The organism is Actibacterium sp., assembly GCF_055134745.1.
Map to the genome: position 1 here is coordinate 79,644 of NZ_JBSRVX010000024.1, position 25,856 is coordinate 105,499.

The 25,856-nt window shown below is 62.6% G+C and carries 28 protein-coding genes; 14 read left to right on the plus strand and 14 right to left on the minus strand.

The features are described from left to right. Nucleotides 1-11 precede the first annotated feature (11 nt). Nucleotides 12-1,712, plus strand: coding sequence for a tetratricopeptide repeat protein (locus tag ACTCHC_RS05455; protein WP_463021461.1), 1,701 nt, complete (start codon nucleotides 12-14; stop codon nucleotides 1,710-1,712). After that, on the plus strand, nucleotides 1,702-2,556 hold the full coding sequence (locus ACTCHC_RS05460; protein WP_463021462.1) for a 4-(cytidine 5'-diphospho)-2-C-methyl-D-erythritol kinase: 855 nt from the start codon (nucleotides 1,702-1,704) through the stop codon (nucleotides 2,554-2,556). The genes ACTCHC_RS05455 and ACTCHC_RS05460 overlap by 11 nt, the downstream gene beginning before the upstream one ends. Here ACTCHC_RS05460 and ACTCHC_RS05465 read toward each other — a convergent pair. After that, complete coding sequence (locus ACTCHC_RS05465; protein WP_463021463.1) at nucleotides 2,549-3,535, minus strand: polyprenyl synthetase family protein; 987 nt, start codon at nucleotides 3,533-3,535, stop codon at nucleotides 2,549-2,551. The two genes, ACTCHC_RS05460 and ACTCHC_RS05465, sit on opposite strands and share 8 nt — an antisense overlap. 56 nt (nucleotides 3,536-3,591) lie before the next feature. Between ACTCHC_RS05465 and ACTCHC_RS05470 the strand changes: the two genes are divergently transcribed. The 3 genes from ACTCHC_RS05470 to ACTCHC_RS05480 all read left to right on the plus strand — a co-directional run bounded on the left by ACTCHC_RS05470 (nucleotide 3,592) and on the right by ACTCHC_RS05480 (nucleotide 4,865). Continuing rightward, nucleotides 3,592-3,813 (plus strand): putative signal transducing protein, encoded by a 222-nt coding sequence (locus ACTCHC_RS05470; protein WP_463021464.1) that lies wholly within the window; start codon nucleotides 3,592-3,594, stop codon nucleotides 3,811-3,813. Then, complete coding sequence (locus ACTCHC_RS05475; protein WP_463021465.1) at nucleotides 3,814-4,578, plus strand: tRNA1(Val) (adenine(37)-N6)-methyltransferase; 765 nt, start codon at nucleotides 3,814-3,816, stop codon at nucleotides 4,576-4,578. A gap of 119 nt (nucleotides 4,579-4,697) precedes the next feature. Beyond that, nucleotides 4,698-4,865, plus strand: coding sequence for a YdcH family protein (locus ACTCHC_RS05480; protein WP_463021466.1), 168 nt, complete (start codon nucleotides 4,698-4,700; stop codon nucleotides 4,863-4,865). A 64-nt stretch (nucleotides 4,866-4,929) separates the two neighbouring features. On the opposite strand, the gene phbB is transcribed toward ACTCHC_RS05480, so the two are convergent. From phbB to ACTCHC_RS05495, 3 genes are all read right to left on the minus strand, one after another. Continuing rightward, nucleotides 4,930-5,652 carry an acetoacetyl-CoA reductase gene (gene phbB / locus ACTCHC_RS05485; RefSeq protein ID WP_463021467.1) on the minus strand — a complete coding sequence of 241 codons (723 nt, stop codon included), beginning with the start codon at nucleotides 5,650-5,652 and terminating at the stop codon, nucleotides 4,930-4,932. An 89-nt stretch (nucleotides 5,653-5,741) separates the two neighbouring features. Then, nucleotides 5,742-6,917, minus strand: a complete 1,176-nt coding sequence (locus ACTCHC_RS05490) for an acetyl-CoA C-acetyltransferase (RefSeq protein ID WP_463021468.1) — start codon at nucleotides 6,915-6,917, stop codon at nucleotides 5,742-5,744. A gap of 125 nt (nucleotides 6,918-7,042) precedes the next feature. Continuing rightward, a complete protein-coding gene (locus ACTCHC_RS05495; protein WP_463021469.1) occupies nucleotides 7,043-7,885 on the minus strand; it encodes an EAL domain-containing protein in 843 nt (280 codons plus the stop codon). Nucleotides 7,886-7,998: 113 nt separating this feature from the next. Between ACTCHC_RS05495 and ACTCHC_RS05500 the strand changes: the two genes are divergently transcribed. Further along, nucleotides 7,999-8,571 (plus strand): DNA-3-methyladenine glycosylase I, encoded by a 573-nt coding sequence (locus ACTCHC_RS05500; protein ID WP_463021470.1) that lies wholly within the window; start codon nucleotides 7,999-8,001, stop codon nucleotides 8,569-8,571. Here ACTCHC_RS05500 and ACTCHC_RS05505 read toward each other — a convergent pair. Continuing rightward, nucleotides 8,568-9,131 (minus strand): TlpA disulfide reductase family protein, encoded by a 564-nt coding sequence (locus ACTCHC_RS05505; RefSeq protein ID WP_463021471.1) that lies wholly within the window; start codon nucleotides 9,129-9,131, stop codon nucleotides 8,568-8,570. The genes ACTCHC_RS05500 and ACTCHC_RS05505 overlap by 4 nt on opposite strands. Before the next feature lie 22 nt (nucleotides 9,132-9,153). Between ACTCHC_RS05505 and argH the strand changes: the two genes are divergently transcribed. The 5 genes from argH to ACTCHC_RS05530 all read left to right on the plus strand — a co-directional run bounded on the left by argH (nucleotide 9,154) and on the right by ACTCHC_RS05530 (nucleotide 15,172). Then, nucleotides 9,154-10,545 carry an argininosuccinate lyase gene (gene argH, locus ACTCHC_RS05510; RefSeq protein ID WP_463021472.1) on the plus strand — a complete coding sequence of 464 codons (1,392 nt, stop codon included), beginning with the start codon at nucleotides 9,154-9,156 and terminating at the stop codon, nucleotides 10,543-10,545. Next, nucleotides 10,542-10,712 carry a hypothetical protein gene (locus tag ACTCHC_RS05515; protein WP_463021473.1) on the plus strand — a complete coding sequence of 57 codons (171 nt, stop codon included), beginning with the start codon at nucleotides 10,542-10,544 and terminating at the stop codon, nucleotides 10,710-10,712. Before argH ends, ACTCHC_RS05515 begins: the two co-directional genes overlap by 4 nt. A 30-nt stretch (nucleotides 10,713-10,742) precedes the next feature. Next, nucleotides 10,743-11,252, plus strand: coding sequence for a nuclear transport factor 2 family protein (locus ACTCHC_RS05520; protein ID WP_463021474.1), 510 nt, complete (start codon nucleotides 10,743-10,745; stop codon nucleotides 11,250-11,252). A 104-nt stretch (nucleotides 11,253-11,356) separates the two neighbouring features. Then, nucleotides 11,357-12,622 carry a diaminopimelate decarboxylase gene (gene lysA, locus ACTCHC_RS05525; RefSeq protein ID WP_463021475.1) on the plus strand — a complete coding sequence of 422 codons (1,266 nt, stop codon included), beginning with the start codon at nucleotides 11,357-11,359 and terminating at the stop codon, nucleotides 12,620-12,622. A 36-nt stretch (nucleotides 12,623-12,658) separates the two neighbouring features. Then, nucleotides 12,659-15,172, plus strand: a complete 2,514-nt coding sequence (locus ACTCHC_RS05530; RefSeq protein ID WP_463021476.1) for a TIGR02302 family protein — start codon at nucleotides 12,659-12,661, stop codon at nucleotides 15,170-15,172. Nucleotides 15,173-15,204: 32 nt separating this feature from the next. Here ACTCHC_RS05530 and ACTCHC_RS05535 read toward each other — a convergent pair whose 3' ends face one another. Further along, complete coding sequence (locus tag ACTCHC_RS05535; protein ID WP_463021477.1) at nucleotides 15,205-15,831, minus strand: LysE family translocator; 627 nt, start codon at nucleotides 15,829-15,831, stop codon at nucleotides 15,205-15,207. Between the two features lie 39 nt (nucleotides 15,832-15,870). Beyond that, complete coding sequence (gene hemF / locus ACTCHC_RS05540; protein ID WP_463021478.1) at nucleotides 15,871-16,761, minus strand: oxygen-dependent coproporphyrinogen oxidase; 891 nt, start codon at nucleotides 16,759-16,761, stop codon at nucleotides 15,871-15,873. 124 nt (nucleotides 16,762-16,885) lie between these two features. On the opposite strand from hemF, the gene ACTCHC_RS05545 reads away from it, so the two are divergent. Further along, nucleotides 16,886-17,284 (plus strand): hypothetical protein, encoded by a 399-nt coding sequence (locus tag ACTCHC_RS05545; RefSeq protein WP_463021479.1) that lies wholly within the window; start codon nucleotides 16,886-16,888, stop codon nucleotides 17,282-17,284. Here ACTCHC_RS05545 and ACTCHC_RS05550 read toward each other — a convergent pair. Genes ACTCHC_RS05550 through clpS form a run of 3 tightly spaced genes read right to left on the minus strand, consistent with a single transcriptional unit; the run spans nucleotide 17,281 to nucleotide 19,475 of the window. After that, on the minus strand, nucleotides 17,281-18,090 hold the full coding sequence (locus ACTCHC_RS05550) for an SDR family NAD(P)-dependent oxidoreductase (RefSeq protein ID WP_463021480.1): 810 nt from the start codon (nucleotides 18,088-18,090) through the stop codon (nucleotides 17,281-17,283). The genes ACTCHC_RS05545 and ACTCHC_RS05550 overlap by 4 nt on opposite strands. A 40-nt stretch (nucleotides 18,091-18,130) precedes the next feature. Further along, nucleotides 18,131-19,135 carry a class I SAM-dependent methyltransferase gene (locus ACTCHC_RS05555; protein ID WP_463021481.1) on the minus strand — a complete coding sequence of 335 codons (1,005 nt, stop codon included), beginning with the start codon at nucleotides 19,133-19,135 and terminating at the stop codon, nucleotides 18,131-18,133. 19 nt (nucleotides 19,136-19,154) lie between these two features. Next, nucleotides 19,155-19,475, minus strand: coding sequence for an ATP-dependent Clp protease adapter ClpS (gene clpS, locus ACTCHC_RS05560; protein ID WP_463021489.1), 321 nt, complete (start codon nucleotides 19,473-19,475; stop codon nucleotides 19,155-19,157). A gap of 140 nt (nucleotides 19,476-19,615) precedes the next feature. Here clpS and ACTCHC_RS05565 point away from each other — a divergent pair, with 140 nt between their 5' ends. Both ACTCHC_RS05565 and ACTCHC_RS05570 read left to right on the plus strand, forming a co-directional pair. Further along, nucleotides 19,616-20,317 carry an HAD family hydrolase gene (locus ACTCHC_RS05565; RefSeq protein ID WP_463021482.1) on the plus strand — a complete coding sequence of 234 codons (702 nt, stop codon included), beginning with the start codon at nucleotides 19,616-19,618 and terminating at the stop codon, nucleotides 20,315-20,317. A gap of 172 nt (nucleotides 20,318-20,489) precedes the next feature. Continuing rightward, nucleotides 20,490-22,043 (plus strand): D-alanyl-D-alanine carboxypeptidase family protein, encoded by a 1,554-nt coding sequence (locus tag ACTCHC_RS05570; RefSeq protein ID WP_463021483.1) that lies wholly within the window; start codon nucleotides 20,490-20,492, stop codon nucleotides 22,041-22,043. Nucleotides 22,044-22,149: 106 nt separating this feature from the next. Here ACTCHC_RS05570 and ccoS read toward each other — a convergent pair whose 3' ends face one another. The 4 genes from ccoS to ccoG form a co-directional block, all read right to left on the minus strand. Continuing rightward, nucleotides 22,150-22,308 carry a cbb3-type cytochrome oxidase assembly protein CcoS gene (gene ccoS / locus ACTCHC_RS05575; RefSeq protein WP_463021484.1) on the minus strand — a complete coding sequence of 53 codons (159 nt, stop codon included), beginning with the start codon at nucleotides 22,306-22,308 and terminating at the stop codon, nucleotides 22,150-22,152. 4 nt (nucleotides 22,309-22,312) lie between these two features. After that, on the minus strand, nucleotides 22,313-24,490 hold the full coding sequence (locus ACTCHC_RS05580) for a heavy metal translocating P-type ATPase (protein WP_463021485.1): 2,178 nt from the start codon (nucleotides 24,488-24,490) through the stop codon (nucleotides 22,313-22,315). Between the two features lie 2 nt (nucleotides 24,491-24,492). After that, complete coding sequence (locus tag ACTCHC_RS05585; RefSeq protein WP_463021486.1) at nucleotides 24,493-24,951, minus strand: FixH family protein; 459 nt, start codon at nucleotides 24,949-24,951, stop codon at nucleotides 24,493-24,495. Continuing rightward, nucleotides 24,948-25,856: cytochrome c oxidase accessory protein CcoG (gene ccoG / locus ACTCHC_RS05590; protein WP_463021487.1), on the minus strand; the 909-nt coding region annotated here is incomplete at its 5' end. The genes ccoG and ACTCHC_RS05585, both read right to left, overlap by 4 nt.

Consider the following 25,856-nt stretch of genomic DNA (forward strand, 5'->3'; position numbering starts at 1 on the left):
GAGTGACCCCTTTGCCCCTGATCCTTTCGCGCAAGTTCGCCGCAGCGGCGCTGGCCCTGGCCGTGTTTTCCTCGGATGTGCAGGCGCAGGGGCTGGCCGGCCCTTATCTGGCCGCGCATCATGCCAGCAAGTTCAGCGATTATGCCGCAGCTGCGCAATATTATTCGCAGGCCCTGGCCGCCGATCCCACAAATCGCGAATTGTCGGAAAGCGCGATCATGTCTTTTGTCGGCCTGGGCCGCATTGACGGCGCGATTCCCGTTGCACGGCACATCCTCCAGGGCGGTGTGGACGTTCAGGTTGCCAATCTGATCTTGCTGGCAGATCAGCTGAAACGTGGTGATTATGCCGCCGCGCTGGCAGATCAGGCCGCGGGCCGGGATTTCGGGCCATTGGTGGACGGGCTGGTATCGGCATGGTGTAATTTCGGCCAGGGTCGCATGTCCGAAGCGGTGGCCGCCTTTGACACCGTGGCCGCCGAAAAGGGACTGGGTGCCTTTGGTTTGTATCATAAGGCACTTGCCTTGGCCGCGGTCGGCGATTTCGAAGGCGCGGGGGCAATTTTCGCCAGTGACGCCGGCAGCGCATTGCTGCGCACGCGGCGCGGGGCGCTGGCTTATGTTCAGGTTCTCAGCCAACTGGAACGCACCGACGAGGCCGTGACCCTTCTCGACACCACCTTCGGAACCGAGCTGGACCCCGGCATGCAGGCCCTGCGCGAACGCCTGACCGCCAAGCAGGCCCTGCCTTTCGACACGATCCGCAACGCCCAGGACGGGTTGGCCGAGGTTTTCTTTACCGTCGCCAGCGCACTGAACAATGACGGATCGGATGTGTTTGCCCTGCTTTATTCACGGCTGGCCGAATATCTGCGCACCGATCATGTGGATGCGATCCTGCTGACATCGGGCCTGCTGGAGGCGCAGGATCAGTTCGATCTGGCGACCGCAAGCTATCTGCGCGTGCCCGCCAGCGACCCTGCCTTTTACGCCGCCGAACTGGGCCGCGCCGAAACGCTGGAAAAATCCGGCAAGGACGATGCCGCCGTAGAGGTGCTGACCCAACTGGCCAAGACCCATGCACAGGTGCCGATCGTTCATGTCACACTGGGCGATATGCTCAGCCGCCAGAAACGTTACGCCGAGTCGATCCGCGCCTATGATGCCGCCATCGCATTGCTGGGGCCGGCCGAGCCACCGCATTGGGTTGTGTATTACGCCCGCGGTATCGCGCAGGAACGCGAAAAGAACTGGCCGCGCGCCGAATCCGACTTTCGCACCGCCCTTGATCTGAACCCCGGTCAGCCGCAGGTGCTGAACTATCTGGGTTATTCCTATGTCGAAAAGGGCCAGAACCTCGATGAGGCCCTGGACATGATTGAACGCGCTGTCGCCGCCCAACCCGACAGCGGCTATATCACCGACAGCCTTGGCTGGGCGTTCTTCCAGCTTGGCCGCTATGAAGAAGCCGTGCCGCAAATGGAACGCGCGGTCGAATTGCTGCCGGTTGATCCGGTTGTGAACGATCATCTGGGCGATGTGCTGTGGGCTGTCGGCCGACGGCTGGAGGCCGAATTTCAATGGCGCCGCGCGCTGTCCTTTGACCCCGAGGAAACCGACGCCCGGCGCATCCGGCGCAAGCTAGAGGTCGGGCTGGATGCGGTGCTGGCCGAAGAGGGGAAAAAACCCTTGTCGGTGGCGCATGGCGACTGAGGCTTTTGCCCCCGCCAAGGTCAATCTGACATTGCATGTGACCGGGCGGCGGCCTGATGGCTATCACCTGCTGGACAGTCTGGTTGTCTTTGCGGATGCCGGTGACCTGCTGCGGGTCGAGGCAGGCCCGGCGCTGTCGCTGGCTGTGACCGGCCCCGAATCCGCCGGGCTGGAGGATGGCGAGAAAAACCTGGTTCACCGCGCCGCCCGCCTGTTCCGTGCCGACCGGCCAGCACATCTGACCCTGATGAAACGATTGCCGGTGGCCGCGGGCATCGGCGGGGGATCTGCCGATGCCGCCGCCGCCTTGCGGCTGCTGTCCCGGTTCTGGGACCGTCCCCTGCCCTTGATGACCGATGTTCAGGCATTGGGCGCGGATGTGCCGGTTTGCGTGGCCAGCCAGCCCGCCCGGATGCAGGGCATCGGCGAAATCCTGTCACCTGCGCCCCCCTTGCCGCCCCTTTTCGCGATACTGGTCAATCCGCGCGTATCGCTGCCCACCCCGGCGGTTTTCAATGCGCTGCAAAGCCGCGACAACGCGCCGATGCGGGCCGAACTGCCCCGCTGGCGCACGGTCAGGGGGTTCTGCAACTGGCTGCGCGCCCAACGCAATGATCTGCAAGCCCCCGCCATCGCGCTTGCCCCGGTGATCGCCGAGGTGCTGAACGAGATTTCCAAGACCGGCAGCATGGTTTCGCGCATGTCGGGATCGGGGGCCACCTGTTTCGGACTGTACGAAACCGAACAGCAGGCGCAGGCCGCAAGGGTAAAAATTCTGGCGGATCATCCAGATTGGTGGATCGTCGACACCACGTTTGACCCGGATTTGTGGCCGGTCAGCTGACCCGCTCGACGACGAAATCGGCGATGTCGCGCAAGACGCGGCGCAATTCGTGATCGGGCAACCCTTGCAGGGCATCCTTGGCGCGATCGGCCCAGAGTAACGCCTCGGCCCGCGTGTCGTCGAGCGCGCGGTGCCTGTCCAGCAGGTCCAGCGCATGTTCCAGATCGCCGGGCCGCTGGTCGCCTTTTTCTATGACACGGGCCCAGAACGCGCGTTGTTCCGCATCGGCCTTGGCCACGGCCTTGATCACCGGCAGGGTCAACTTGCGCTCGCGGAAATCGTCGCCGATATTCTTGCCCGTCGCGTTCGACCCCCAGTAATCCAGAACGTCATCTACGATCTGAAAGCTGATCCCCAACGCATCGCCATATGTATACAGCGCCGCGATATCGGCCTCGGGCGCATTGGCGATTACGGCCCCGGACTGCGTGGCGGCGGCAAATAGCGCCGCGGTCTTGCCGCGCACGATCTGCAGATAGGTGGATTCGCCCGTTGCCAGGCTTTGCGAAGCGGTCAGTTGCAGAACCTCGCCTTCGGCAATGGTCGCCGAGGCGTTCGACAAGATATCCAGCACGCGCAATGATCCGGTTTCGACCATCAACTGAAAGGACCGTGCGAACAGATAATCGCCCACCAGAACCGATGATTTGTTGTCCCATAACAGGTTCGCGGTTGGTCGCCCGCGCCTCTGGCCGCTTTGGTCGACCACATCATCATGCAGCAAGGTGGCGGTGTGAATGAATTCAACCGTCGCCGCCAGGTGAATATGATAGGGGCCATCATAGCCGAACAGGCGCGCCGCCGCCAATGTCAGCATCGGGCGCAACCGCTTGCCGCCCGCATCAATCAGATGCGCCGAGACCTCTGGTATCCGGGGCGCGTGTTCCGAGGCCATGCGTTCGGCGATCAGCCTATTCACCTGTGCCAGTTCGGACGCAAGAAGATCGCTCAACCGCTCGTGCGGCTTGGTGGTCCCCATCACGCTCTTGTCACTTCTCTCGACAAACACGTTCGCCTGCCCTTAAGTCCTTGGGTATGAAAGAGCTGCTTTGCACAAACGATCCCACACTTGTGGCTTTCGCCACCGCGCTCCTTCAGGGCGAGGGAATAGACTGCTTTCCGCTTGATGTCCACATGAGCGTCCTTGAAGGCTCCATCGGCATATTGCCGCGGCGGGTAATGGTGCGCGATGCAGATCTGGCCAGGGCACAGGTCGTGTTGCGCGACAATGATATTCCGGTTGTGGGCGATCCCTGAATGACGATTGCCGATGCCACATTGACCTGCGACGATTTTCTGGGTGGCCGGTTGCGTGTCTGGCAACCGCGCAAAGGCTATCGCGCGGGCGTCGATCCGGTCTTTCTGGCCGCATCCGTTCCGGCCCGATCCGGCCAAAGCATACTTGAACTTGGCTGTGGGGTTGGCGTGGCCAGCCTGTGCCTGGCCAGTCGGGTGCCGGGGCTGACCCTGACCGGGGTCGAACGCCAGCCCTTCTATGCCGATCTGGCACGGCGGAACGCCGCCGAAAACGCTGTGCCCCTCGACGTGACAGAGGCCGACCTTGCTGATCTGCCCGCCACATTGCGTCAGCGCAGCTTTGACCATGTCATCGCCAATCCCCCCTATTTCCTGCGCAGTCGCGGCACGCCTGCCCCGGATGCCATACGCGAAGGCGCATTGGGCGAAGATACGGCGCTGGCGATCTGGCTCGACGTTGCATTGCGCCGCCTGATGCCGGGCGGAATGCTGACCATGGTTTTGCAAGCCACCCGCCTGCCGGATGTTCTGGCGCTGCTGCAATGGCGCGCCGGCGTTTCGGTTCTGCCACTTGCGCCACGGATCGGGCGGCCGGCCCGCCTGATTCTGCTGCGCGCCACCAAGGGCGGGGGCGCCCCCTTTACCTTGCTGGCGCCGGTGGTTCTGCACCAGGGCCACCAGCATGACGGCGATCGGGAAAGCTATACCGGGCAGGTTCTCGACGTTTTGCGTAACGGCGCGGCACTGCCATGGAACACCGCCTGAGCCTTGGCCAAATGTTGCCGAAGCTGGGGATATGTTGAAACAATTGTATCGAATGCGTGACAGAGTGATGATTCTGTGATGCACTGAACCCGTTCATAATCTGGCAGAGGAGAACGCCCATGACCATGAGTTCGCATTTGCAGGAACTCCGTAAAAAGCATCAAATCCTTTCGGAACATGTGGAACAGGCGCAACGCCGACCGGGTTCCGATGATCTTCGGATTGCAGAACTCAAGAAACAAAAACTTCGACTGAAAGAACAGATCGAACGTTTGTCACAGGGCTAACAAAGAATGTCATACGGAAAGGGCCGCGCATACCAGCGCGGCCCTTGTCGCAATGGCTGATCGATTATACGAAAAGCTGTCCACCATTGGCGGAAATCGTGGAACCGGTAATGAATCCGGCGTCATCAGACGCCAGAAATACCACGCAGCGCGCGATCTCTTCGACCTCGCCCAGCCGCCCCACCGGTATCTGCGCAATGATCGAGTCACGCACTTTTTCCGGCACCGCCATCACCATCTCAGTGGCGATATAGCCCGGACATATCGCATTCACGGTGATCCCGGCGCGCGCGCCTTCCTGCGCCAGAGCCTTGGTAAAGCCAAGATCGCCGGCCTTGGCCGCCGAATAGTTGGCCTGCCCTGCCTGCCCCTTTTGCCCGTTGATCGACGAAATCGTGATGATGCGGCCAAATTTGCGGTCGCGCATACCGGTCCACAGGGGGTGCGTCATGTTGAATACGCCGGTCAGGTTGGTGTCGATGACCTCTTTCCACTGTTGCGGCGTCATGCGGTGGAACATGGCATCGCGGGTGATCCCGGCATTGTTGACCAGAACCTCGATCGGCCCCAGATCGGCCTCGACCCGCGCAATGCCCGCGGCGCAGGCGTCATAGTCGGCAACCGACCACTTATAGGTCGGAATGCCGGTCTCGGCGGTGAACTCTGCGGCGGCCTGATCATTCCCGGCATAGTTCGCGGCAACGCTGTATCCCGCCGCTTTCAACGCCTTGCTGATTGCGGCTCCGATCCCGCGTGTGCCTCCGGTAACGATTGCGACTCTGGCCATGGTATCCCCCTGAAAATGCTGCGCCTGCAGCAATCATATTACAAATATGATCTGGCAGGCGCAACAATATTACGAAGCCTTGCGGAAGTTTATGGCCGCTCCAGGCACATCGCAACGCCCATACCGCCGCCGATGCACAATGTTGCCAGACCTTTTTTCGCGTCACGCCGCTTCATCTCGAACAACAGCGTATTCAGGATTCGGCAGCCCGAGGCACCAATGGGATGACCGATGGCGATAGCGCCGCCATTAACATTGACGATCTCGGGATTCCAGCCCATGTCCTTGTTGACGGCACAGGCCTGGGCCGCGAAAGCCTCGTTCGCCTCGACAAGATCCAGATCGGCGGCCGACCAGCCCGCCTTTTCCAGCGCCTTGCGACTGGCGAATATCGGGCCAACACCCATGATCGAAGGGTCCAGCCCCGCCGTTGCATAGGATGCGATACGCGCCAGCGGCTCCAACCCTCGCTTTTCCGCTTCGGCCGCGCTCATCAGCAGAACAGCCGCCGCACCATCATTGATGCCCGACGCATTGCCCGCGGTCACCGATCCGTCCTTGGCAAAGGCCGCCCGCAGCTTTTGCATCGATTCCAGCGTGGCGCCATGGCGGATGTATTCATCGCTGTCGACCACGATGTCGCCCTTGCGCGTCTTGACGGTGAAGGGGGTGATTTCATCGGTGAATTTTCCGGCCTTTTGCGCGGCTTCGGCCTTGTTCTGGCTGGCCAGCGCGAATTCGTCCTGCGCCTCGCGGCTGATCTGCCATTGCTGGGCCACGTTTTCAGCGGTCTGCCCCATGTGATAGCCGTTGAACGCATCCCACAGCCCATCACGGATCATGGTGTCGATCATGCTGAGATCGCCCATTTTCTGACCCGCCCGCAAATAGGCCGCATGGGGCGCCAGCGACATGTTTTCCTGCCCGCCCGCGGCAACGATGGCGGCATCGCCAAGCTGGATGTGCTGGGCGGCCAGGGCCACGGTGCGCAGGCCCGATCCGCAAACCTGGTTGATGCTCCACGCTGCCGATTCCTTGGGAAGACCGGCATTGATATGGGCCTGACGTGCCGGGTTCTGGCCCTGACCTGCCGTCAGAACCTGGCCCAGAATGGTTTCCGATACTTCGGATTTGTCGATACCGGCGCGGGCAACCACGGCCTCCAGCACCGCTGCACCCAGATCATGGGCCGGGGTATTGGCAAAGGCACCGTTAAAGCTGCCAACCGGCGTGCGGGCCGCGGAAACGATCACTACATTCGTCATGGGTTCTATCCTCTCCCCTTCAGGTTGCGATGGGGCGGCACCGCGTGGCGTTGGCCCCTTGCGTTCAACTGAATTGGTAAGGCTTTGATGCTGCCGCTGCAATGTCGTTGTGGCCGCACCACCCGTCAGGCGCGTTGTTTCGCGGATTTGCCCCTGGCCCAGGGCGGCGTTACGCTGGGCGCGCCCAGGAAATAGCCCTGCAGGCAGCCAACCCCGGCCCGGCGCAAAAATTCGGCATCGGCGGCGGTTTCAACCGTTTCGGCGACGCTCAGCATATCCAGATGGCCGGCGAGCGCCAGCATGGCCTGCACCATGACCTGATTGTCGGGGCTTTGGTGGATGCCGCGGATGAACTGGCCGTCGATCTTGACGATATCGAACATGAAATCACGCAGATACCGGAATGACGTATGTTCCGCGCCGAAATTATCCAGCGCAAAGGTTATGCCGCGCTGACGCAGGTCCTTGATGAAAACGATCACAAGCTCGGGCATTTGCAGGGCCGATTTTTCGTTCACCTCAAGGATCAGGCGACGGGCGATTGTCGGATGCTGTGCCAGCCCGTTGTTCAGCGTCTGCGTCCAGCGCGGATAGCCGATCGACCGCGCCGACATGTTGATCGACAACCGCAGGCCCGGCGCGCGGGCCAGGGCGACCAGCCCCATTTCCAGCGCCACGCAATCGATCATGCGGCCCAGTTCATCGGCCTCGACCGCGGCGATGAAGTCGCGCGCGGGGATGATTCGCCCGGTGCGGTCCAGAATGCGGATCAGCCCTTCGTAGAACACCGGGCGGCCCCTGCCACTGGCCGCGACGACAGGCTGATAGGCCAGCATGACATCGCGATCCTGCACCGCACGCCGCACCGTATCGAGTATGCTGCTGTCCCGCTGCGCCACTGCCGCCGAAAGCGGCGTGTCGTCAATATCACGGGTCGGTGGTTCCTGGTGCAGTTTTCTGGGTCGCATGTCATCCTCGGGCCGCAATACAGGCAGGTTCCACGCCCAAGGTTAAGGCGAGTTTAAATGTCGAATTTTTCCTGTTCCGTGCTAAACGCTGTGCTGCGCTGAAAGGGGGCCGTATGACGATACGCTGTGGGTGGTGCGGCCAGGATCCGCTTTATATGACCTATCACGACACCGAATGGGGCGTGCCGGAATACAACAGCCGCGCCCTGTGGGAAAAGCTGATCCTGGATGGGTTTCAGGCCGGGCTTTCCTGGATCACGATCCTGCGAAAACGCGACAACTTTCGGGCGGCCTTTGCCGGTTTCGACCCCGATGTGATCGCACAATGGGACGAACCCGAAGTAGCCAGATTGCTGGCCGATCCCGGCATCATTCGCCATCGCGGCAAGATCGAGGCCACGATCACCAATGCCCGCGCGTGGCAGAACATCGAGGCTGACATGGGCTTTGACCGGTTCTTGTGGCGTTATGTCGATGACTGCCCGGTTCAGAACCGGTTTGACAGGATGGACCAGATCCCGGCTGAAACGCCCCTGTCGCGCCAGATATCGAAAGACCTCAAAAAGGCGGGTTTCAAGTTCTGCGGACCGACCATCGTCTATGCCTTCATGCAGGCGGTTGGCATGGTCAACGATCACATCGTGACATGCCATGTGCATGACCGGCTTTCGGGCGGTAAACCCTAGTCGCCGCCCTGCGCGATCAGCGCCGCCACGATCGCCCTGGCGCTGTCGCTGTCCCATTCCGCATCACCGATCAGCCGCGCGATTTCGCGGCCCTCGGGATCGACCAGAATACTGACAGGCAGAGCCATCACGCCGACCTGCCGGGCCAGCTCTTGATTTGGATCGCGCAGGATATGCAGATCGTCGATCCCGTATTCCGCCAGAAATTTCTTGACCGCGGGCAACGGATTGGGGCCGGTCGCAATGGCCACGACACCAAAATCATCGCCGCCCAATTCCAGTTGCAGCCGGTTCAGGCCAGCCATTTCGCGGCGGCACGGATCACACCATGTGGCCCAGAAATTGATCAGCATATACTTTCCGTAAAGCTCGCTCAGGCGCTGCGGGCTGTCGTCGAGGGTCAAAAACGTCACGTCCGGCAGCGGTTTTGGCTGCGCGTGGAACGACAACTTGCGCAAACTGCCGTCGCGCAGGGCCTCCAGTGCCGTGGTATCGGCAAGGGCGGCATTTGCACCAAACGCAAGGGCCGTATAAAGGACGATCAGACGAAGCAGGCGCATATTCCCTCCGAAGGGGTTGTTCATGACCAAAGACACATCCAACGCCATGTGGGGCGGGCGCTTTGCCGCCGGACCGGACGCGATCATGCAGGCGATCAATGCCTCGATCGGGTTCGATCAGCGGCTGGCACGGCAGGATATCGAAGGCTCCCGCGCCCATGCGGCGATGCTGGCCCAGACGGGCATCATCACTGATAGCGATGCAAAGGCGATCCGGGAAGGTCTGCTCACGGTCTTGTCAGAGATCGAGGGCGGTCAGTTCGCCTTTTCCACCGCACTTGAAGACATCCACATGAATGTCGAGGCGCGGCTGAAGGATATGATCGGCGAACCGGCGGGCCGTCTGCATACCGCGCGGTCACGCAACGATCAGGTCGCCACCGATTTCCGCCTTTGGGTGCGCGATCAGGCAGATGCGGCGATCACGGGCCTGCGCGCCCTGATGCGGGCGCTGCTGGCGCAGGCCGATGCCGGGGCCGATTGGGTCATGCCCGGCTTTACCCATCTGCAAACCGCACAGCCGGTGACCTGGGGCCATCACATGATGGCCTATGTCGAAATGTTCGCCCGCGATATGGGCCGGTTTGCCGATGCCCGCACGCGGATGAACGAATCCCCCCTTGGGGCAGCGGCGCTGGCCGGCACATCCTTTCCGATCGACCGGCATATGACGGCCACCGCACTGGGCTTTGACCGCCCGATGGCCAATTCGCTGGATGCAGTATCGGACCGCGATTTCGCGCTGGAATTTCTGGCCGCGGCCAGCATCTGCGCCATGCACCTGTCGCGCTTCGCCGAAGAGCTGGTGATCTGGTCCTCGGCCCAGTTTCGTTTCGTCACCCTGTCGGACCGGTTTTCGACCGGCTCCAGCATCATGCCGCAGAAAAAGAACCCCGACGCCGCCGAACTGATCCGCGCCAAGATCGGGCGGATATTCGGCGCGAATGTCGCGCTGATGATGGTGATGAAGGGCCTGCCGCTGGCCTATTCAAAGGACATGCAGGAAGACAAGGAACAGGTGTTTGACGCTGCCGACAACCTGATGCTGGCCCTGGCGGCGATGGAGGGCATGGTGCGCGACATGACGGCCAATGTGCCCGCACTGGAACGCGCGGCAGCCAGCGGCTTTTCGACCGCCACCGATCTGGCCGACTGGCTGGTCCGCGCGCTGGGTATGCCGTTCCGCGAGGCGCATCATGTCACCGGCACGCTGGTGGCCATGGCCGAGAAAAAGGGTTGCGATCTGCCCGATCTGACGCTGGCCGAAATGCAGGGTGTTCACGCTGCAATTACGGATGACGTATTCGCCGTGCTGGGCGTGAAAAACTCGGTCGCGAGCCGAACCAGCTATGGCGGCACGGCACCGGCGCAGGTGCGCGCCCAGATCGCCCGTTGGCAGGAGACCCTGAAATGAAGTTGATCCTGATCCTGGCCGCCGCAGCCCTTGCCGCCTGCGGCGCCGATGGCCCCCCGTTGAAACCGCGCCTGGGCGTCGGGGTCAGCGTCGGGTCTGGCGGCATCAGCACCGGGGCAAGCGCGGGGGTGAATGCCGGGCCTGTAACAGTGGCCGTCGGGCTGTAAAGACCAAGACACAGGGAGAAGATCATGCCAATGACGAAGGATGAAGCACGGTCCGAAGCGCGCCGCCAGATCTGCGATCTCAAGGCCCGCTATTGCCGCTATATCGACACCAAGCTTTGGGACCGCCTGCCAACGCTGTATCGCCCGGATGCAACATTCGAGGGCTTTGGTTCTGCGCCGCCGGGGGCCGATGTCAGCGTGTTCGTCAATGGCGTCTCGACCAGATTGCAAACCGCGATCTCCGTCCATCACTGCCATATGCCCGAAATCACCTTCCAGACGGCCAGCAAGGCCCGCGCGATCTGGGCGATGGAGGATTACGTGGAATGGCCCGAAGGCACCGAGGTGCGCGAGGTGCCCGGCCATCGCGGCTTCAAGGGCTATGGCCATTACGAAGAAGAATACGCACTGACAGAGGGCAAATGGCTGATCACCTTCATGCGGCTGACACGCCTGCGCATTGATCCGCTGCCAAACGGGCGCCCGGCCCCGAAATTCGGGTTCAAATCCGCGTCGCCAGATTGGCTGTTATGGACCTGACCCCCCGGCAGCCAGTGATTTAACCCCCAGGCATGGGCGGGCTGCGTTGCGCCCGGCCCGCCATGTGAATTGCATTGCCCCACGCTTGTGCTAAAGCGCGGGGCATGGATCATTTTCTGTATCACAATGGCATCCTGCATGCCGAAGACGTGCCCCTGCCCCGCATCGCCGCGCAGGTCGGCACGCCGTTCTATTGCTATTCCACGGCAACTCTGACCCGCCATTACCGCCTGTTTGACGAGGCTCTGGCAGGCATGGATCATCTGATCTGCTATGCCATGAAGGCCAATTCCAATCAGGCAGTACTGCGGCTGATGGCGGGCCTTGGCGCGGGGGTCGATGTGGTGTCGGGTGGTGAATATGCCCGTGCCCGCGCAGCCGGCTTTGCGGGCGACAAGATCGTATTTTCCGGCGTCGGCAAAACCCGCGACGAAATGCGCGCGGCCCTGCTGGGTGGGATCCGCCAGTTCAACCTTGAATCAGAGCCTGAAATGCTGGCCCTGAACGAAGTGGCCCTGTCGCTGGGTGTCGTGGCGCCGGTCACGATCCGGGTTAATCCCGATGTCGATGCCAAGACCCATGAAAAGATCGCCACCGGCAAATCGGAAAACAAGTTCGGCATTCCGATCGCGCGCGCGCGCGCCGTTTACGCCGAAGCCGCCGCCTTGCCAGGGCTGGCGGTGGTCGGCATCGACGTGCATATCGGATCGCAACTGACCGATCTGGAACCGTTCCGGCAGGCCTATCTGAAGGTGGCCGAACTGACGCGCATCTTGCGCGCCGATGGTCATGATATCCGCCGCCTTGATCTGGGGGGCGGGCTGGGTATCCCCTATGAACGCGCCAATACGGCGCCGCCATTGCCCATCGAATACGGCCAGTTGGTGCAAGAGGTTCTGGGCGATCTGGATTGCGAGATCGAGATAGAACCCGGACGCCTGATCGCGGGAAATGCCGGGGTGCTGGTGGCATCGGTCATTTACGTGAAACACGGTGAGGGGCGCGATTTTCTGATCGTGGATGCCGCCATGAACGATCTGGTGCGCCCGTCGATGTATGGCGCGCATCATGACATCGTTCCGGTGGTGGAACCGGCCCCCGGTCTGGATCCCGCACGCTATGACGTGGTCGGCCCGGTCTGCGAATCAGGCGACACCTTTGCGAAGAGCCGCCTGATGCCGATACTGATGCCCGATGACCTTGTGGCATTCCGCAGCGCGGGCGCATATGGCGCGGTCATGGCGTCGGAATACAATACCCGCCCCCTGATCCCCGAAGTTCTGGTGCATGGGGATCAATTCGCCGTCATTCGGGCAAGGCCAAGCTTTGACGAGATCATAAACCGCGATACCATTCCTGAATGGCTGTGACCGGCGCCTGTGCCCAAGTCGCACCCGGACAGGAGCATGACTGGCATCGACCGCACCCGTGAAACCGCGCTGCGCGCGCTGATCCGCCCCTTGCGTCTGACGCAAATGGGTATGGTCGCCGAACGCGCCACCCAGGCATTCTGGCCGTTCTGGACCATCGCCCTGGCGGTCCTGGCGCTGCTTGCCTTCGGTGTGCAGGATCATCTGTCAGCCTGGGCGCTGTGGGGTGCATTTGGTGTTGCAGGCGCGGGGCTGGCGGGCAGTCTGGCCTGGGGGTTGCGCCGGTTTCGCTGGCCTGATGCGGCACAGGCCCTTGCCCGGCTGGACAGTACCCTGCCCGGACGCAGCATTACGGCGCTGACCGATCAACAAGCCATCGGCGCCACCGACCCGGCATCGCAGGCGGTCTGGCAGCTGCATATGCGCCGCGTTGCCGACAGCCTGCGCGCCGTGCGCCCGGCCCGGCCCGATCTGCGACTTTCGCGTAATGATCCGTTCGGATTGCGCTATGTCGCGGTGATCGGCTTTGTCGCGGCGCTTGCCTTCGGGTCGTTGTGGCGGGTGGCGGAAATCGGTGGCACGGCCGCCGGACCCGCCGCCGCACTCGCCAGCGGCCCCGCTTGGGAAGGCTGGGTAGAGCCCCCTGCCTATACCGGGAAACCCACACTGTATCTGAACGACATCGCGGCGGGCGAACTGGCGGCCCCGCTGGGAAGCCGCGTGGTGCTTCGGTTCTATGGCGCACCCGGCATGCTCAAGGTTGACGAAACCGTTTCCGGCGGCACGACCGGCGAAAATGACATGGCCCCCAGCTTTGACATCACCAAAGACGGGCTGATCGATATCGACGGCCCGGGTGGGCGGCGCTGGAGCGTGACGATTACCCCCGACACCGCCCCGGTCGTGGACTTTGCCGGCGAGATGGGGCGCCCCGCCAATGGCGAGATGCAGCAACCCTTTACCGCAGGCGATGATTATGGCGTCGTCGCGGGAAATGCCACGATTACACTGGATTTGAACGGGGTGACACGCCTTTTCGGGCTGGCCACCGAACCCGATGCGCGTGCGCCTTTGGTGCTGGACCTGCCTATGCCGATCTCGGGCGCGCGCGATGCGTTCACCGAAACGCTGGTGGATAACCTGTCGCAACATCCATGGGCGGGCCTGCCTGTTCAGATCACGCTGGCTGTCACGGATGCACGCGGCCAGTCGGGGCAGACCCAGCCCTTACCGGTGATCTTGCCGGGGCGGCGGTTTTTCGATCCGCTGGCCAAGGCGATCATCGAACAGCGCCGCGATCTGCTTTGGGCGCGCGGCAACGGGCCGCAGGTGGCGCAGGTGCTGCGCGCGATCAGCTATCAACCCGATGACATCTTCCGCGACCCCCGCGCCTATCTGCAATTGCGCGTGGCGATCCGGCGGCTTGAGACAGGCATTGCCGATACCCTGACCCCCGAAAAGCAGGACGAAATCGCACAGGTGCTGTGGGACATCGCCACCCTGATCGAAGACGGCAACCTGTCTGACGCCCGCGAAAGGCTGAAACGTGCGCAAGACAGGCTGTCCGAGGCCATGCGCAACGGCGCCAGCGATGCCGAAATTGCCGACCTGATGCAGGAGCTGCGCGAGGCGATGGATGACTATCTGCGCCAACTGGCGCAGAACCCGCAGCCCGACGATCAGCAGCAGGCGCAAAATCAGGACATGCAGCAGATCACCGGCGACCAGTTGCAGCAGATGCTGGACCAGATCCAGGAACTGATGGAGCAAGGCCGCATGGCCGAGGCCCAGGCGCTGATGGATCAACTGGCGCAGATGATGGAAAACATGCAGGTCACTCAGGGCCAGGGCGGCGGACAGGGGCAGGGCCAGCAGGCGCTGCAGGGGCTGTCGGAAACGTTGCGCGACCAACAGGACCTGTCCGATGATGCCTTCCGCGATCTGCAGGAACAGTTCAATCCCGGCGGCCAGAATGGCCCGGGACAGGGCCAGCAGCAAGGTGGTCAGGGCGATGGCCAGCAACAGGGCCAGTCACCGGGCGAACGACAGCAACAATCGCTGGCTGACCGCCAGCAGGCGCTGCGCGATGAATTGCAACGCCAGCAGCAGGGCCTGCCAGGCATTGGCGGGGCCGAAGGCCAGGCCACCCGCGAGGCGCTGGATCGTGCCGGCCGGGCGATGGAACAGGCCGAGGATTCGCTGCGCCAGAATGACATACCCGGCGCACTGGATCGTCAGGCGCAGGCAATGGACGCCTTGCGCGACGGCATCCGCGATCTGGGCGACGCGCTGGCCCAGTTGCAACAAGACCAGCAACCCGGCCAGCAGGGTCGCGCGATGGGAAGCGATAGCCGTGGCATGCCGCGCGATCCGCTGGGGCGCGAATTGGGGGCGCTGGGGCGACTTGGCACCGATGAAAACATGCTGCAAGGCGAAGATGTATATGGGCGGGCGCGCAAATTGCTGGATGAAATCCGCCGCCGTTCAGCCGATCAAAGCCGCCCCGAGGCAGAGCGCGATTATCTCAAACGTCTGCTGGACAGGTTCTAGCCTCGCACGCCATTCCGACCCTGAACCGGCCCTCAGCCCCGGGTTTTCCAAGCGAACCAGAGCGCGATAAGGGCCAGCGCCACGCTCAGCGCGCGCCGGATGATCCGGCTGCGCCGCTCGTCCAGCAGCAGGGTCCGCGCCGCGCCGGCAAGGGTGACGATCGCCGCATGGATCACCGTCGCGGCCAGCACATAGATCAGCGACAACAGCAGCGTCTGTTCAACCACCCGCCCGTCTGGCACCACAAAACCCGGCAGAACCGCTATATAGAAAACCGCCGCCTTGGGGTTCAGCAGATTGGTCACAAGACCACGGCGGAAAAAGCGTGCCATATCGGCACCGTCGGGCGCGGCTTCCATTTCGCCATCGGCATCGCGCCAGCCGTCCCAGGCCAGCCATAACAGATAAATGACCCCGCCCCAGCGCAGGATCTGGTACATGACCGGCGAGGCCGAGATCACCGCCGCCAGCCCCAGCGCCGTCGCCAGCCCGACAATCGCCAACCCCAGCGCCACACCGGCCACGGCCGCATAACCCAGCCGCCGCCCCCGCGTTGCCGCGACCACAGCCAGATAGGCCATGTTCGGCCCCGGCGTCAGTTCGATGATGACCGAAGTCAGGGCGAAACCGGCCAGTGCCTCGACGGGAAGACCGAACATCACCGCCACACTGGCCACATCATCGCAACCGCCCCGATCCTAGACCCATTTGGCCAGCGGCGGCAGGCTCATCAGCACCGCGTCGGCATCATGGCCGGTTTCCAGCCCGAATTTGGTGCCGCGATCATAGACCAGATTATATTCGGCATAGAGACCGCGATGGATCAGCTGCGCGTCCTTGTGACCGGCATCCCAGGGCGATATCCGGCGTTTTTCGATCAGTGGCACGAAGGCTGGCAGAAACGCCCGCCCCACATCCTGTATGAAGGCGAAATCCGCCTCCCAGTCGCCGGTGTTGTGATCGTCCAGGAATATCCCGCCAACCCCACGCGCCCGCCCCCGGTGCGGCACAAAGAAATAGTCATCGGCCCATGCCTTGAACCGCAGGTAATAGGCCGGGTCGTGCCGGTCACAATGCTGTTGCTGTATCGCGTGAAAGTGGGCGGTATCTTCGGCATATTCGATACAGGGGTTCAGATCCGACCCGCCGCCGAACCACCAGGCATGCGGGGTCCAGAACATCCGCGTATTCATATGCACCGCCGGACAATGGGGGTTTTGCATATGGGCCACAAGGCTGATCCCGCTGGCCCAGAACCGGGGATCGCTGTCCATTCCTGGCACGCCGCGCGCGGCCATGGCCGCCTGCGCCCGCGCGCCCAGCGTGCCATGAACTGTGGACACGTTCACACCGACCTTTTCGAATACACGCCCGCCGCGCATCACGCTCATCAACCCGCCGCCCGCATCGGTGCCATCGTCGGATTTGCGCGTGGTTGGCGTCACCACGAACCTGCCCGCAGGCTGATCGGCCAGTGGCCCGGTCACGTGATTGTCTTCCAATGTTTCGAAGGCTGTCACGATATCGTCGCGCAGGGTGCGAAACCAGCCAGCCGCGCGGGTCTTGTTCCAGTCGAATGAAAGGGTCATCGGGGCCTCGTCCTGTTGCGGCTCTGGCCTAGCAGTTTCAGCAATTTGCTGCCAGTACCGCATTAGTGAATTGTCGCCCGCCGTGACAATCCTATATGTGATGAAACCCTTGCCGGAGTCATCCATGCGCCGCCTTGTCCTGCTTCTGCTTTTACCGCTGGCCGCCTGCGCCACCCAGCGCCAGCAATGTGACCGCGCCGCTACGCGCGACCTTTCCGTGGTGTCGGCGCTGATAACGGAAACCGAACAGAACATCGCGCGCGGCTATGCCATTCAGCGCGAAGAACGCATCCGCCCAACCGTGCAGTTCTGCCTTGGCAGCCGTCAAGAGGGCAATCGCACCGTGACATCGGGCTTGGTGTTCTGCGACACGTTCGAAACCGAAACGATAGAAACCCCCGTAGCCATCGACCTGAAGGCAGAAAAGGCCAAGCTGGACGGCCTGCGCGCCAAACAGGTGGAATTGCACCGCTTGGCCAGTATTCAACTGGCCGCATGCGCCGCCCAATACCCCGAAAATTAATGGGCCGGGGCGCTGACCGGATCCAGAAGGGTCCGGCCGCCGTCCACTGTCACGATCTGTCCGGTGACAAAGGCCGCGGCGTCCGACGCCAGATATTGCACGGTTTCCGTCAATTCATCCGCGCTTGCGATCCGCGACAGGGGCGTATGCGCGCGGATATCGGCGCGATAGTCTGAATGTTCTTTCAACGCCCCTTGCAGGCTGGCGCTCAGCACCGATCCAAAGGCCACCGCGTTCACGCGGATGCGATTCGCCGCCAGCGCAACCGCCAGCGACCGCGTCATCTGATCCAGCGCAGCGCAACTGATGGAATAGCCCAGCAATTCCGGATGAGTGCGCCGCGCGGCGATCGACGAAATGTTCACGATGCAGCCCGCAGAGCCGTCTTCCTGACCGGCCTCTTCGGCCTGTCGGATCATGCGCTTGGCGATCACCTGGCTAAGACGCAAACTGGCCAGCAGGTTCTGCTGCAACAATTGCTCTACCGCATCATCATCCGGGTTCAGCGGGTCGGAAACCAGCATCTGCCGGCTGGCATTGATCAGGATATCCACCCGGTCGAAGGCATCAATCGTGGCGGAAAGCAGGTTCGCGATTGTCAGCCTTTCGCGCAGATCACCGGCGAAATAGCGAATATTGCCCTCTTGCCCGGCTTCTTCGCCGATCTCGGCCACCAGACGGGCTTCGTCCATATCGGCGAACATCACATTGGCGCCCTGATCCGCGAAATGGCGTGCGATCGACAGGCCAACACCATTGGCCGCGCCGGTAACGATGACAGTCTTGCCCGCGATGGAAAAGCTCATGGATATTGCTCCTGATTCTTCGGGGTAAGGTTAAAGCGATTCATTGCCGCGGGCGAGTTGGGCGCAGCGGATGGCAAGCCCGCAGAATCTTGAACGAAGCATCGCCCGCCACCTCGGCCATGTCGCGGAAATGTTCGGCGATGCTGCGCTCGTATGGCAGGTGACGGTTCGCAACCATCCACAACTGGCCAGAGGGTGCCAGCATCTGCGCCGCAGCGATGATAAAGGCCGCCCCCAGCGCCGGATCAGCCGCCCGCGATGTGTGAAACGGCGGGTTCATGACCACCGCGTCCAGGGTCACCCCAGGGGCATATGTCGTGGCATCGGCCCAGTGGAATCTTGCGCGTGGATCGGCCACGTTCAGGCGCGCGCAATCCAGCGCAGCCTGTTCGGCCTCGACCAGATGCAGTTCTTTTATGGCCGGACAGCGCGACAATACCTGCGCCGAAAGATATCCCCAGCCCGCCCCCAGATCGGCCACCCGCCCCTTCAGACCGGCCGGCAGGCTCGCTGCCAACAGGGCCGATCCCTTGTCGATACCATCTGCGGAAAACACGCCTGGTATGGTCGTGAACCCGGCCTGCAAATGCGTGACCTCGGGCATCCACGGCAGAAACGCAGCCGGATCGCCACTTACACTGAACAATTTGCCATGCGCCTTTGACAGGGGCGCGCCAACCTGCCCCAGCTTGCGGCAGTCGCGCAGCAAACTGTCGATCCCGTCGGTTTTCTGCCCGTCCACCAGAACCGGCCCGCCCGCAGTCAACGTGATCGCCTGCGCGATCAGCGCGCGGGCCTGTTGCTTGGCGCGCGGAACGCAAACAAGCGCCGCTGCATAGCTGGCATCGGCTTTGGTGACACAATGATAGCCGCGCCCGGCCCAGGCATCGTAATCCGGGCGAAAGCCCTGAATCACCTGCACCCGCTTTTGCGGCAGCGCAGACAGGTCAGCACCGGCCGACGGACGAAAAACGGCAATGACGCCATCATCCGGCAAGACAACCATACCGGATTCCAGCGCAAGGGTAAGACGGCTGTCAGGCATGAGCGGCGCGCAGGGCGCCTTATTCCTTTTCCATGGTGCACTGCAACGGGTGCTGATGGCGGCGGGCGAAATCCATCACCTGGCCCACCTTTGTCTCGGCCACCTCGTGCGAAAAAACACCGACAACGGCAAGGCCTTTCTTGTGAACGGTCAGCATCAATTCGAAGGCCTGCGCGTGCGACATGTTGAAGAACCGCTCCAGCACATGCACGACGAATTCCATCGGCGTATAGTCGTCGTTCAGGATCAGCACCTTGTACAACGGCGGGCGCGCCGTTTTCGGGCGCGTCTTGGTGATGACACTGGCATCACTGTCATTGTCACCCGGCTTGTCGGACATGACCGGTGCATGGTGGATCACCAAACCCAGACCCCGCATTTCAAATGGTTTCGCTGTTCGCACAGATATATATGCTAGATGGGGCGCGTGAAAAGGGGGGACCCGCCCAGCGCCCCGGACTCATGCAAAGGATCGGCAATTTGACCCGCGCGCTGACAACGATCGGCTTCGATGCAGATGATACCCTGTGGCAGAATGAACAATTCTTTCGCCTGACCCAGGATCGATTCGCCGAACTTCTGGCCGATTTCACCGAACCCGATCACCTGATGGAGCGGCTTTTGGCTGCAGAACGCCGCAACCTGGGGCATTATGGCTATGGCATAAAGGGCTTCGTCCTGTCGATGATCGAAACCGCCATCGAGGTAACCCACGAACAGGTTCCGGCACATGTCATCGCACAGCTTCTGGCGGCGGGTCAGGACATGTTGCAACACCCGATTGAACTGCTGCCCCATGTGCGCCCTGTCATTGAAAAACTGTCCGATGATCACCGTCTGCTGGTCATCACAAAGGGCGATCTTCTGGATCAGGAACGGAAGCTGGCCCAATCCGGACTGGGAGAACTGTTCGACTGGGTCGAGATCGTGTCGGAAAAGACGGCCCGGACCTATGCCGGAATTTTCGCCCGCCACGGCGACGGGGCGGCGCGTGCGATGATGGTGGGAAATTCGCTGCGCTCTGATGTCATCCCCGCGCTTCAGGCCGGCGCCTGGGGCGTATTCGTGCCCCATGATCTGACATGGGTGCTGGAACATGCCGAACGGCCAGCGGAACATCACAGGTTTCACGAAATTCGCGGCCTTGCCGACCTGACAAACCTTGTCGACCGCCTGACCTGATATATTGTGGCTGGCCTTATGGCCCACGCTATATCTTTGCTGCCACACTGATCGTCTGAAAGACATTGAAAATCAGGTGTTTTGTGCGGCGGTTGTCTATGCTAAGCTGAATGAAACAAAAAGAACCGACCGGAAAAATCCGGCGGGCCGAGGCAGTAAAAAGGCAACCACCGTGCGAAACCCACAGGGGCAGTCCGCCCGTATCCGGCTTCGAATCCTGTTCGCAATCCTGCTGTTGGCAGCGCTGCCCTTGCGCGCTGTCGCCGCCCCCTATGCGGGTTACGTGGTCGATGCGCGCACTGGCGAGGTTCTATATGAAAGCAATGCCGATGCCCGGCTGCATCCGGCATCCCTGACCAAGATGATGACGCTGTATATCGCCTTCGAGGCGATCCAGAACGGCGAAATTTCCGAAGATACGATGGTCACGATTTCCCGGAACGCCGCCGCCGAACCACCGTCGAAACTGGGGCTGAAAGCAGGCCAGAAGATCCAGTTCCGCTATCTTCTGCGCGCGGCCGCCGTCAAATCGGCCAATGATGCCGCAACCGCGATCGGCGAGGCGCTGGAAGGTTCCGAAGCCGCCTTTGCCCGGCGCATGACCCGCACCGCCAAGGCCCTCGGCATGAGCCGCTCTACCTTTCGCAATGCCCACGGCCTGACCGAGCAGGGGCATTTGTCGACAGCGCGCGACATGACGACGCTGGGGCGGCACCTGTTCTATGACTATCCGCAATATTACAACATGTTCTCTCGCGTCGAGACCGATGCCGGGATCAAGGAAGTCCGCAGTTCGAATCGGCGGTTCCTGGGCAGCTATAACGGCGCCGATGGCATCAAGACCGGCTATACAGTCGCCGCCGGCTTCAATCTGGTGGCATCGGCCGAACGCGGCGGCAAGAGGATCATCGCAACCGTTTTTGGCGGCCAAAGCTCGGCCTCGCGCAATGCCAAGGTCGTGGAACTGCTGGATCTGGGCTTTCGCAAGGCCCCGACCCGCGTGGCCGCACGGCCAACCACCCCGCCCCCCTATATGGGCAAGGGCAGCGACTCCGGTCCCAAGACCATCACTGTCGCGACCAGCCTGACCCGCTCGCCGGTGCCGCCCTCCCGCCCGGCAGTCAATCCGCCCAAGGAAATGCTGGTGGCAATGCAGGGCAGTATTCTTGACGCGATCAAAGAGGCCAACGCCCCCGCGGACCAGGCAACGCCGGATCAGCCCGAACCGGCCCAAATCGCCTCGGCCGCCGTTCTGCAGGCGGTTCCGGTTCCGGCGCTTCGCCCTGAAACCGGCACCGCCCCCGCCGCGCAACCCCCTGCCCCCGTCGCAATGGCCGAAAACACGGCTGAGTCCGTTTCCGTCCCCATGTCGGCTCCGCGCCTTCGCCCAACGCAGATTGCCTTGGCATCGGTTGAAAAATCCGCCCCGGCGCAGCCGCAACCCGATACAGCGCCAGAGGTTGTCACCCGCATGTCCAGTTCGGGTGGTCGCTATTGGGGAATTACCGTGGGGCGCTATAACTCACGCTATCAGGCCGAACGCGAATTGCTGCAAACCGCCCTCAAGGAACTCGGCACGCTTGATGGCGCCCTGCGCAAGGTCAGCCAGACCAGCCGCGGATACGAGGCCAACTTTGTCGGCATGAGTCAGGAAGAGGCCGCACTCGCCTGCCGCCGCCTGCAGGCCCGCGGCACCGATTGCACCGCCTTCGGCCCCTCGTCGTGACCCCTCATCTTCTTGGTCAAAATACTCGCGCGCAGCGCAGCCTGCGCCCCGAACGGGGCGCAGCAATAAGAACGATGACCCGAACCGGGCGGCTGTCCGCAAGCGGTCAGGGGCGGGGGTGATCGTCCCAATCGGGGCTCAGAATGCGACGGCTGTCGCCTTCGGGGTCATCGAACTGCCGGCTGCGCAGCGCCCAGAAGAACGCAACCAGACCCAGCCCTCCCAACAGCAGCGACACCGGAATAAGATAAGCCAGAATTTGCATGACCCTATCTTACCCGCAATGCGTTCAAAGATACAGTGATCGACGAGACCGACATCGCCAGCGCTGCGGCCAGCGGCGTGGCAAAACCCAACAGGGCCACCGGCACCGCGATCAGGTTATAGCCTGCCGCGATGGCGAAATTCTCACGGATGCGCCGGGTGGCGCTGCGCGCGGTCACCACCGCATCGGGCAAGGGTGACAGGTCTGTGCCCATCAGCACGATATCCGATGCAACCCGCGCCGCATCCAATGCGCTGGCTGGCGAGATCGACACATGCGCCCCCGCCAGTGCGGCCGTATCGTTCAGCCCGTCGCCCACCATCAGCACCCGGTGTCCCTGGGCGGTCAGTTCGGCAATGAAATCTGCCTTGTCGGCGGGCAGCGCACCCGCCTGCCAATGATCCAGCCCCAATTCAGCCGCCAGCGCCGCCACCGGGCCTGCGGAATCGCCTGATATCAGATGCACCGCCATGCCCTGCGCCTTCAGCGCCGCAATGGCCTGCCGCGCGCCCGGGCGCGGTGTATCTGCAAAGGTAAAGGCCAGCGGTGCCGCGTCACCGATGCGCAACCATGCGGCGGTCATGGCGCCCGGCGCGGCCCCCAGCCATTCGGCGCGCCCAAGGCGCACAACCTGCCCGGCCCATATCCCTTCGATCCCGTATCCCGGCACCTCTTTCAGGCCATTCAGGCTGGCCGGGCGCAGTCCTGCCGCCCGTGCGGCCCGCGCCAACGCCTGCGCCAACGGATGCGATGATGCCTCGGCCAGCGCCAGGGCGATGGCGGTCACCTCGCGCGGATGATCCGCCAGGTTGGTGGCTTGTGGCATACCCAGCGTCAGGGTGCCGGTCTTGTCGAACACCACGGTGTCCACCTCGGCCAGTCGTTCCAGCGCCGTGCCGTGCTTGATCAGCATCCCGCGCCGGAACAGCCGCCCCGAGGCCGCCGTGGTCACCGCCGGAACGGCCAGCCCCAGCGCGCAGGGGCAGGTGATGATCAGCACAGCCACCGCGATGTTCAACGCCAGACGCAGATCGCCCGATATCGCCCACCACACCGCAAGGGCCACCGCCGCCAGCAGATGCACGCCCGGTGCATAGATCCGCGCGGCACGATCCGCCAGCGATGTGTATCGGTTCTTGGCAATCTCGGCCATCGCCACCAGATCTGCCAGCCGGTGCAGCGAACTGTCGCGCCCGGCGGCGATCACGCGCAGGCTTATCGGGCCGGTCAGGTTGATCTCTCCTGCGTTCAGCGCCATGCCCGGCATGGCGAAAACCGGCAGGGTTTCCCCAGTCAGCAAGGATCGGTCGATCTCGGTCTGGCCCTCGGTCACCACCCCGTCCACCGGCACACGGGCACCGGGACGCACACGAAGGATATCGCCGGCGGCCAGATCGGCGATCGCCACGGTTTCCTCGCCCTCGGCCGTCAGGCGAATGGCGCGCGGCACTTCCAGCGCGGCCAGTTCCTGTGCCGCAGACCGGGCCACGGCGCGGGTGCGGTGATCCAGCCAGCGCCCCGCCAACAGGAAAAACGTCAGCGACAGCGCAGCATCGAAATAGGCGTGCTGGCCGTGCTGCATGGTTTCATACAGTGACATCGCACCCGCCAGGCCGATGGCCAGCGATATCGGCACATCCATGTTCAACCGCCCCGCCCGCAGCGCGGTGAACGCATTGCGGAAAAACGGCTGGGCGGAAAAGGCGATTGTCGGCAGGGCGATGGCCGCCGACACCCAGTGGAACAGATCGCGTGTGGCATCCGTCGCCCCCGACCAGACGGCCACCGACAACAGCATGACATTCATCATGGCAAAGCCAGCCACGGCCAGACGCATCAGCAGATCGCGCCCGGCGCGGTCGGTCGCGGTGGCGGACAATGTGCCTGCGTCCAGCTCGTGCGCCTCATACCCCAGCGCATCCAGCGCGGCGATAAGATCGGTCGCCGTTACGCCGGGGGCGGCGTCGATGCTGACACGTTTCAACGTCAGATTCACGCGGGCCGATCTGACACCGGGTGCAGCGTTCAGCCCCCGTTCAACGGCTGATATGCAGCCCGCGCAATGGATCGTCGGCAAGGACAGCAACACCTGCCCCACCTGCGGGGCCGTTGCCAGCGCCTGTGCCGCCGGTGTTACCGAACAGGCCGGACAGGCGGATATGGGCGCGCTGAGTGTCGCCATCACTATCCCCGCACGAAAAGATCAATGCGCTGGCGAAATGGCGTGCCATCTTCGGCAATGGCATCGACATGCATCATCCATTTGCCCTGCGTCAGCGAAACCGGTGCACTGAACCGCCCGTTATAGCCCACGAATTCCGGCCGGATATCATCGCGGGCCTCGGTCGTGCGGCCCACCAGAACGGTCAGATTCTGCGGAAGGGCCGCATTGCCGTCGGCATCCCGAAAGGTCAGCGTCAGCTCTCCCCGCTCGTAATGGCTCTCGATCACCCAGCCCAGCCGGTTTTGCGCCACGCGGCGGGTATCGAACTCCTGGCTGGCCACATAGGAATTTTCAACCTCAAGCCCCGGAAAGGTTCCGATCGCCTGGGACGCCATATAAAGATTCACCCCGATGATCACGGCAAAGGCCGATGCGGTAAAGATGAACACCTTGCGGCCTGTCAGTGGCTTGGCTGTCATTTGGTTGCTCCGTTAAACACTGTATCGGATGAGGCGCGCGTCTGGGCCACGACATCTTCGGCCCAGATACGAATTTCGGTACGCTCGGCCTTTGCCGCCATACTGTTGGCAGGCGCCGTCACATAAACCCGCTGCAGTTTCGTCGCATCGGCTGGAACTGTCACGGTCTGATCTGTCGATCCTTCCAGCGTGACGATCAGCGGCACCCCTGCGGTGACCGTAACCTCGAAGGCGCGATCGCTGCCCAGCTTGTTGCGCAGGCGCACGTCATAGGTATTCCGGATAGACCCGTCCGACAGCATCACATAGGTCGGATTGCGCACCGGCGATACCGTCAGGTCGATATCGGACCGGATGAACAGCGCCACCAGCAAGGCCACCCCGACCGCCGACCACAGCACCGTGTAAACGATGGTGCGCGGGCGCAAGGCGTGACGCCAGGCCGGTTTGGGGGGCAGGCCGCCGCGTTCGCGCGACTCGTCCGTCAGAGCCATGTAATCAATCAGACCGCGCGGCTTGCCGATCTTCGTCATTACATCGTCGCAGGCGTCGATACAAAGCGCACAGGTGATACAGGCCAGTTGCTGACCCTCGCGGATATCGATCCCCATCGGGCAGACATTCACGCAGGCGTTGCAATCGATGCAATCGCCCAGCTTATCGGCCCCTTCGGCCTTGCGATGCTTGCCGCGCGGCTCGCCCCGCCACGAACGATAGGCCACGGTCAGCGTGTCTTCATCCATCATCGCGGCCTGAATGCGCGGCCAGGGGCACATATAGATGCAGATCTGCTCGCGCATGAAACCGCCAAAGATGAAAGTCGTGGCCGTCATCACGAGGATCGTGCCATAGGCGACCGGCGGCGCGCTGAAATTCACCAGGTTCTGCAACAGCGTTGGCGCATC

Coding starts and splice junctions, on each gene's coding strand:
- ACTCHC_RS05460 (WP_463021462.1), top strand. CDS start 1,702: ATGGCGACTGAGGCTTTTGCCCCCGCCAAGGTCAATCTGACATTGCAT.
- ACTCHC_RS05465 (WP_463021463.1), bottom strand. CDS start 3,535: ATGGGGACCACCAAGCCGCACGAGCGGTTGAGCGATCTTCTTGCGTCC.
- ACTCHC_RS05470 (WP_463021464.1), top strand. CDS start 3,592: ATGAAAGAGCTGCTTTGCACAAACGATCCCACACTTGTGGCTTTCGCC.
- ACTCHC_RS05475 (WP_463021465.1), top strand. CDS start 3,814: ATGACGATTGCCGATGCCACATTGACCTGCGACGATTTTCTGGGTGGC.
- ACTCHC_RS05480 (WP_463021466.1), top strand. CDS start 4,698: ATGACCATGAGTTCGCATTTGCAGGAACTCCGTAAAAAGCATCAAATC.
- phbB (WP_463021467.1), bottom strand. CDS start 5,652: ATGGCCAGAGTCGCAATCGTTACCGGAGGCACACGCGGGATCGGAGCC.
- ACTCHC_RS05490 (WP_463021468.1), bottom strand. CDS start 6,917: ATGACGAATGTAGTGATCGTTTCCGCGGCCCGCACGCCGGTTGGCAGC.
- ACTCHC_RS05495 (WP_463021469.1), bottom strand. CDS start 7,885: ATGCGACCCAGAAAACTGCACCAGGAACCACCGACCCGTGATATTGAC.
- ACTCHC_RS05500 (WP_463021470.1), top strand. CDS start 7,999: ATGACGATACGCTGTGGGTGGTGCGGCCAGGATCCGCTTTATATGACC.
- ACTCHC_RS05505 (WP_463021471.1), bottom strand. CDS start 9,131: ATGCGCCTGCTTCGTCTGATCGTCCTTTATACGGCCCTTGCGTTTGGT.
- argH (WP_463021472.1), top strand. CDS start 9,154: ATGACCAAAGACACATCCAACGCCATGTGGGGCGGGCGCTTTGCCGCC.
- ACTCHC_RS05515 (WP_463021473.1), top strand. CDS start 10,542: ATGAAGTTGATCCTGATCCTGGCCGCCGCAGCCCTTGCCGCCTGCGGC.
- ACTCHC_RS05520 (WP_463021474.1), top strand. CDS start 10,743: ATGACGAAGGATGAAGCACGGTCCGAAGCGCGCCGCCAGATCTGCGAT.
- lysA (WP_463021475.1), top strand. CDS start 11,357: ATGGATCATTTTCTGTATCACAATGGCATCCTGCATGCCGAAGACGTG.
- ACTCHC_RS05530 (WP_463021476.1), top strand. CDS start 12,659: ATGACTGGCATCGACCGCACCCGTGAAACCGCGCTGCGCGCGCTGATC.
- ACTCHC_RS05535 (WP_463021477.1), bottom strand. CDS start 15,831: ATGTTCGGTCTTCCCGTCGAGGCACTGGCCGGTTTCGCCCTGACTTCG.
- hemF (WP_463021478.1), bottom strand. CDS start 16,761: ATGACCCTTTCATTCGACTGGAACAAGACCCGCGCGGCTGGCTGGTTT.
- ACTCHC_RS05545 (WP_463021479.1), top strand. CDS start 16,886: ATGCGCCGCCTTGTCCTGCTTCTGCTTTTACCGCTGGCCGCCTGCGCC.
- ACTCHC_RS05550 (WP_463021480.1), bottom strand. CDS start 18,090: ATGAGCTTTTCCATCGCGGGCAAGACTGTCATCGTTACCGGCGCGGCC.
- ACTCHC_RS05555 (WP_463021481.1), bottom strand. CDS start 19,135: ATGCCTGACAGCCGTCTTACCCTTGCGCTGGAATCCGGTATGGTTGTC.
- clpS (WP_463021489.1), bottom strand. CDS start 19,475: ATGTCCGACAAGCCGGGTGACAATGACAGTGATGCCAGTGTCATCACC.
- ccoS (WP_463021484.1), bottom strand. CDS start 22,308: ATGCAAATTCTGGCTTATCTTATTCCGGTGTCGCTGCTGTTGGGAGGG.
- ACTCHC_RS05580 (WP_463021485.1), bottom strand. CDS start 24,490: ATGGCGACACTCAGCGCGCCCATATCCGCCTGTCCGGCCTGTTCGGTA.
- ACTCHC_RS05585 (WP_463021486.1), bottom strand. CDS start 24,951: ATGACAGCCAAGCCACTGACAGGCCGCAAGGTGTTCATCTTTACCGCA.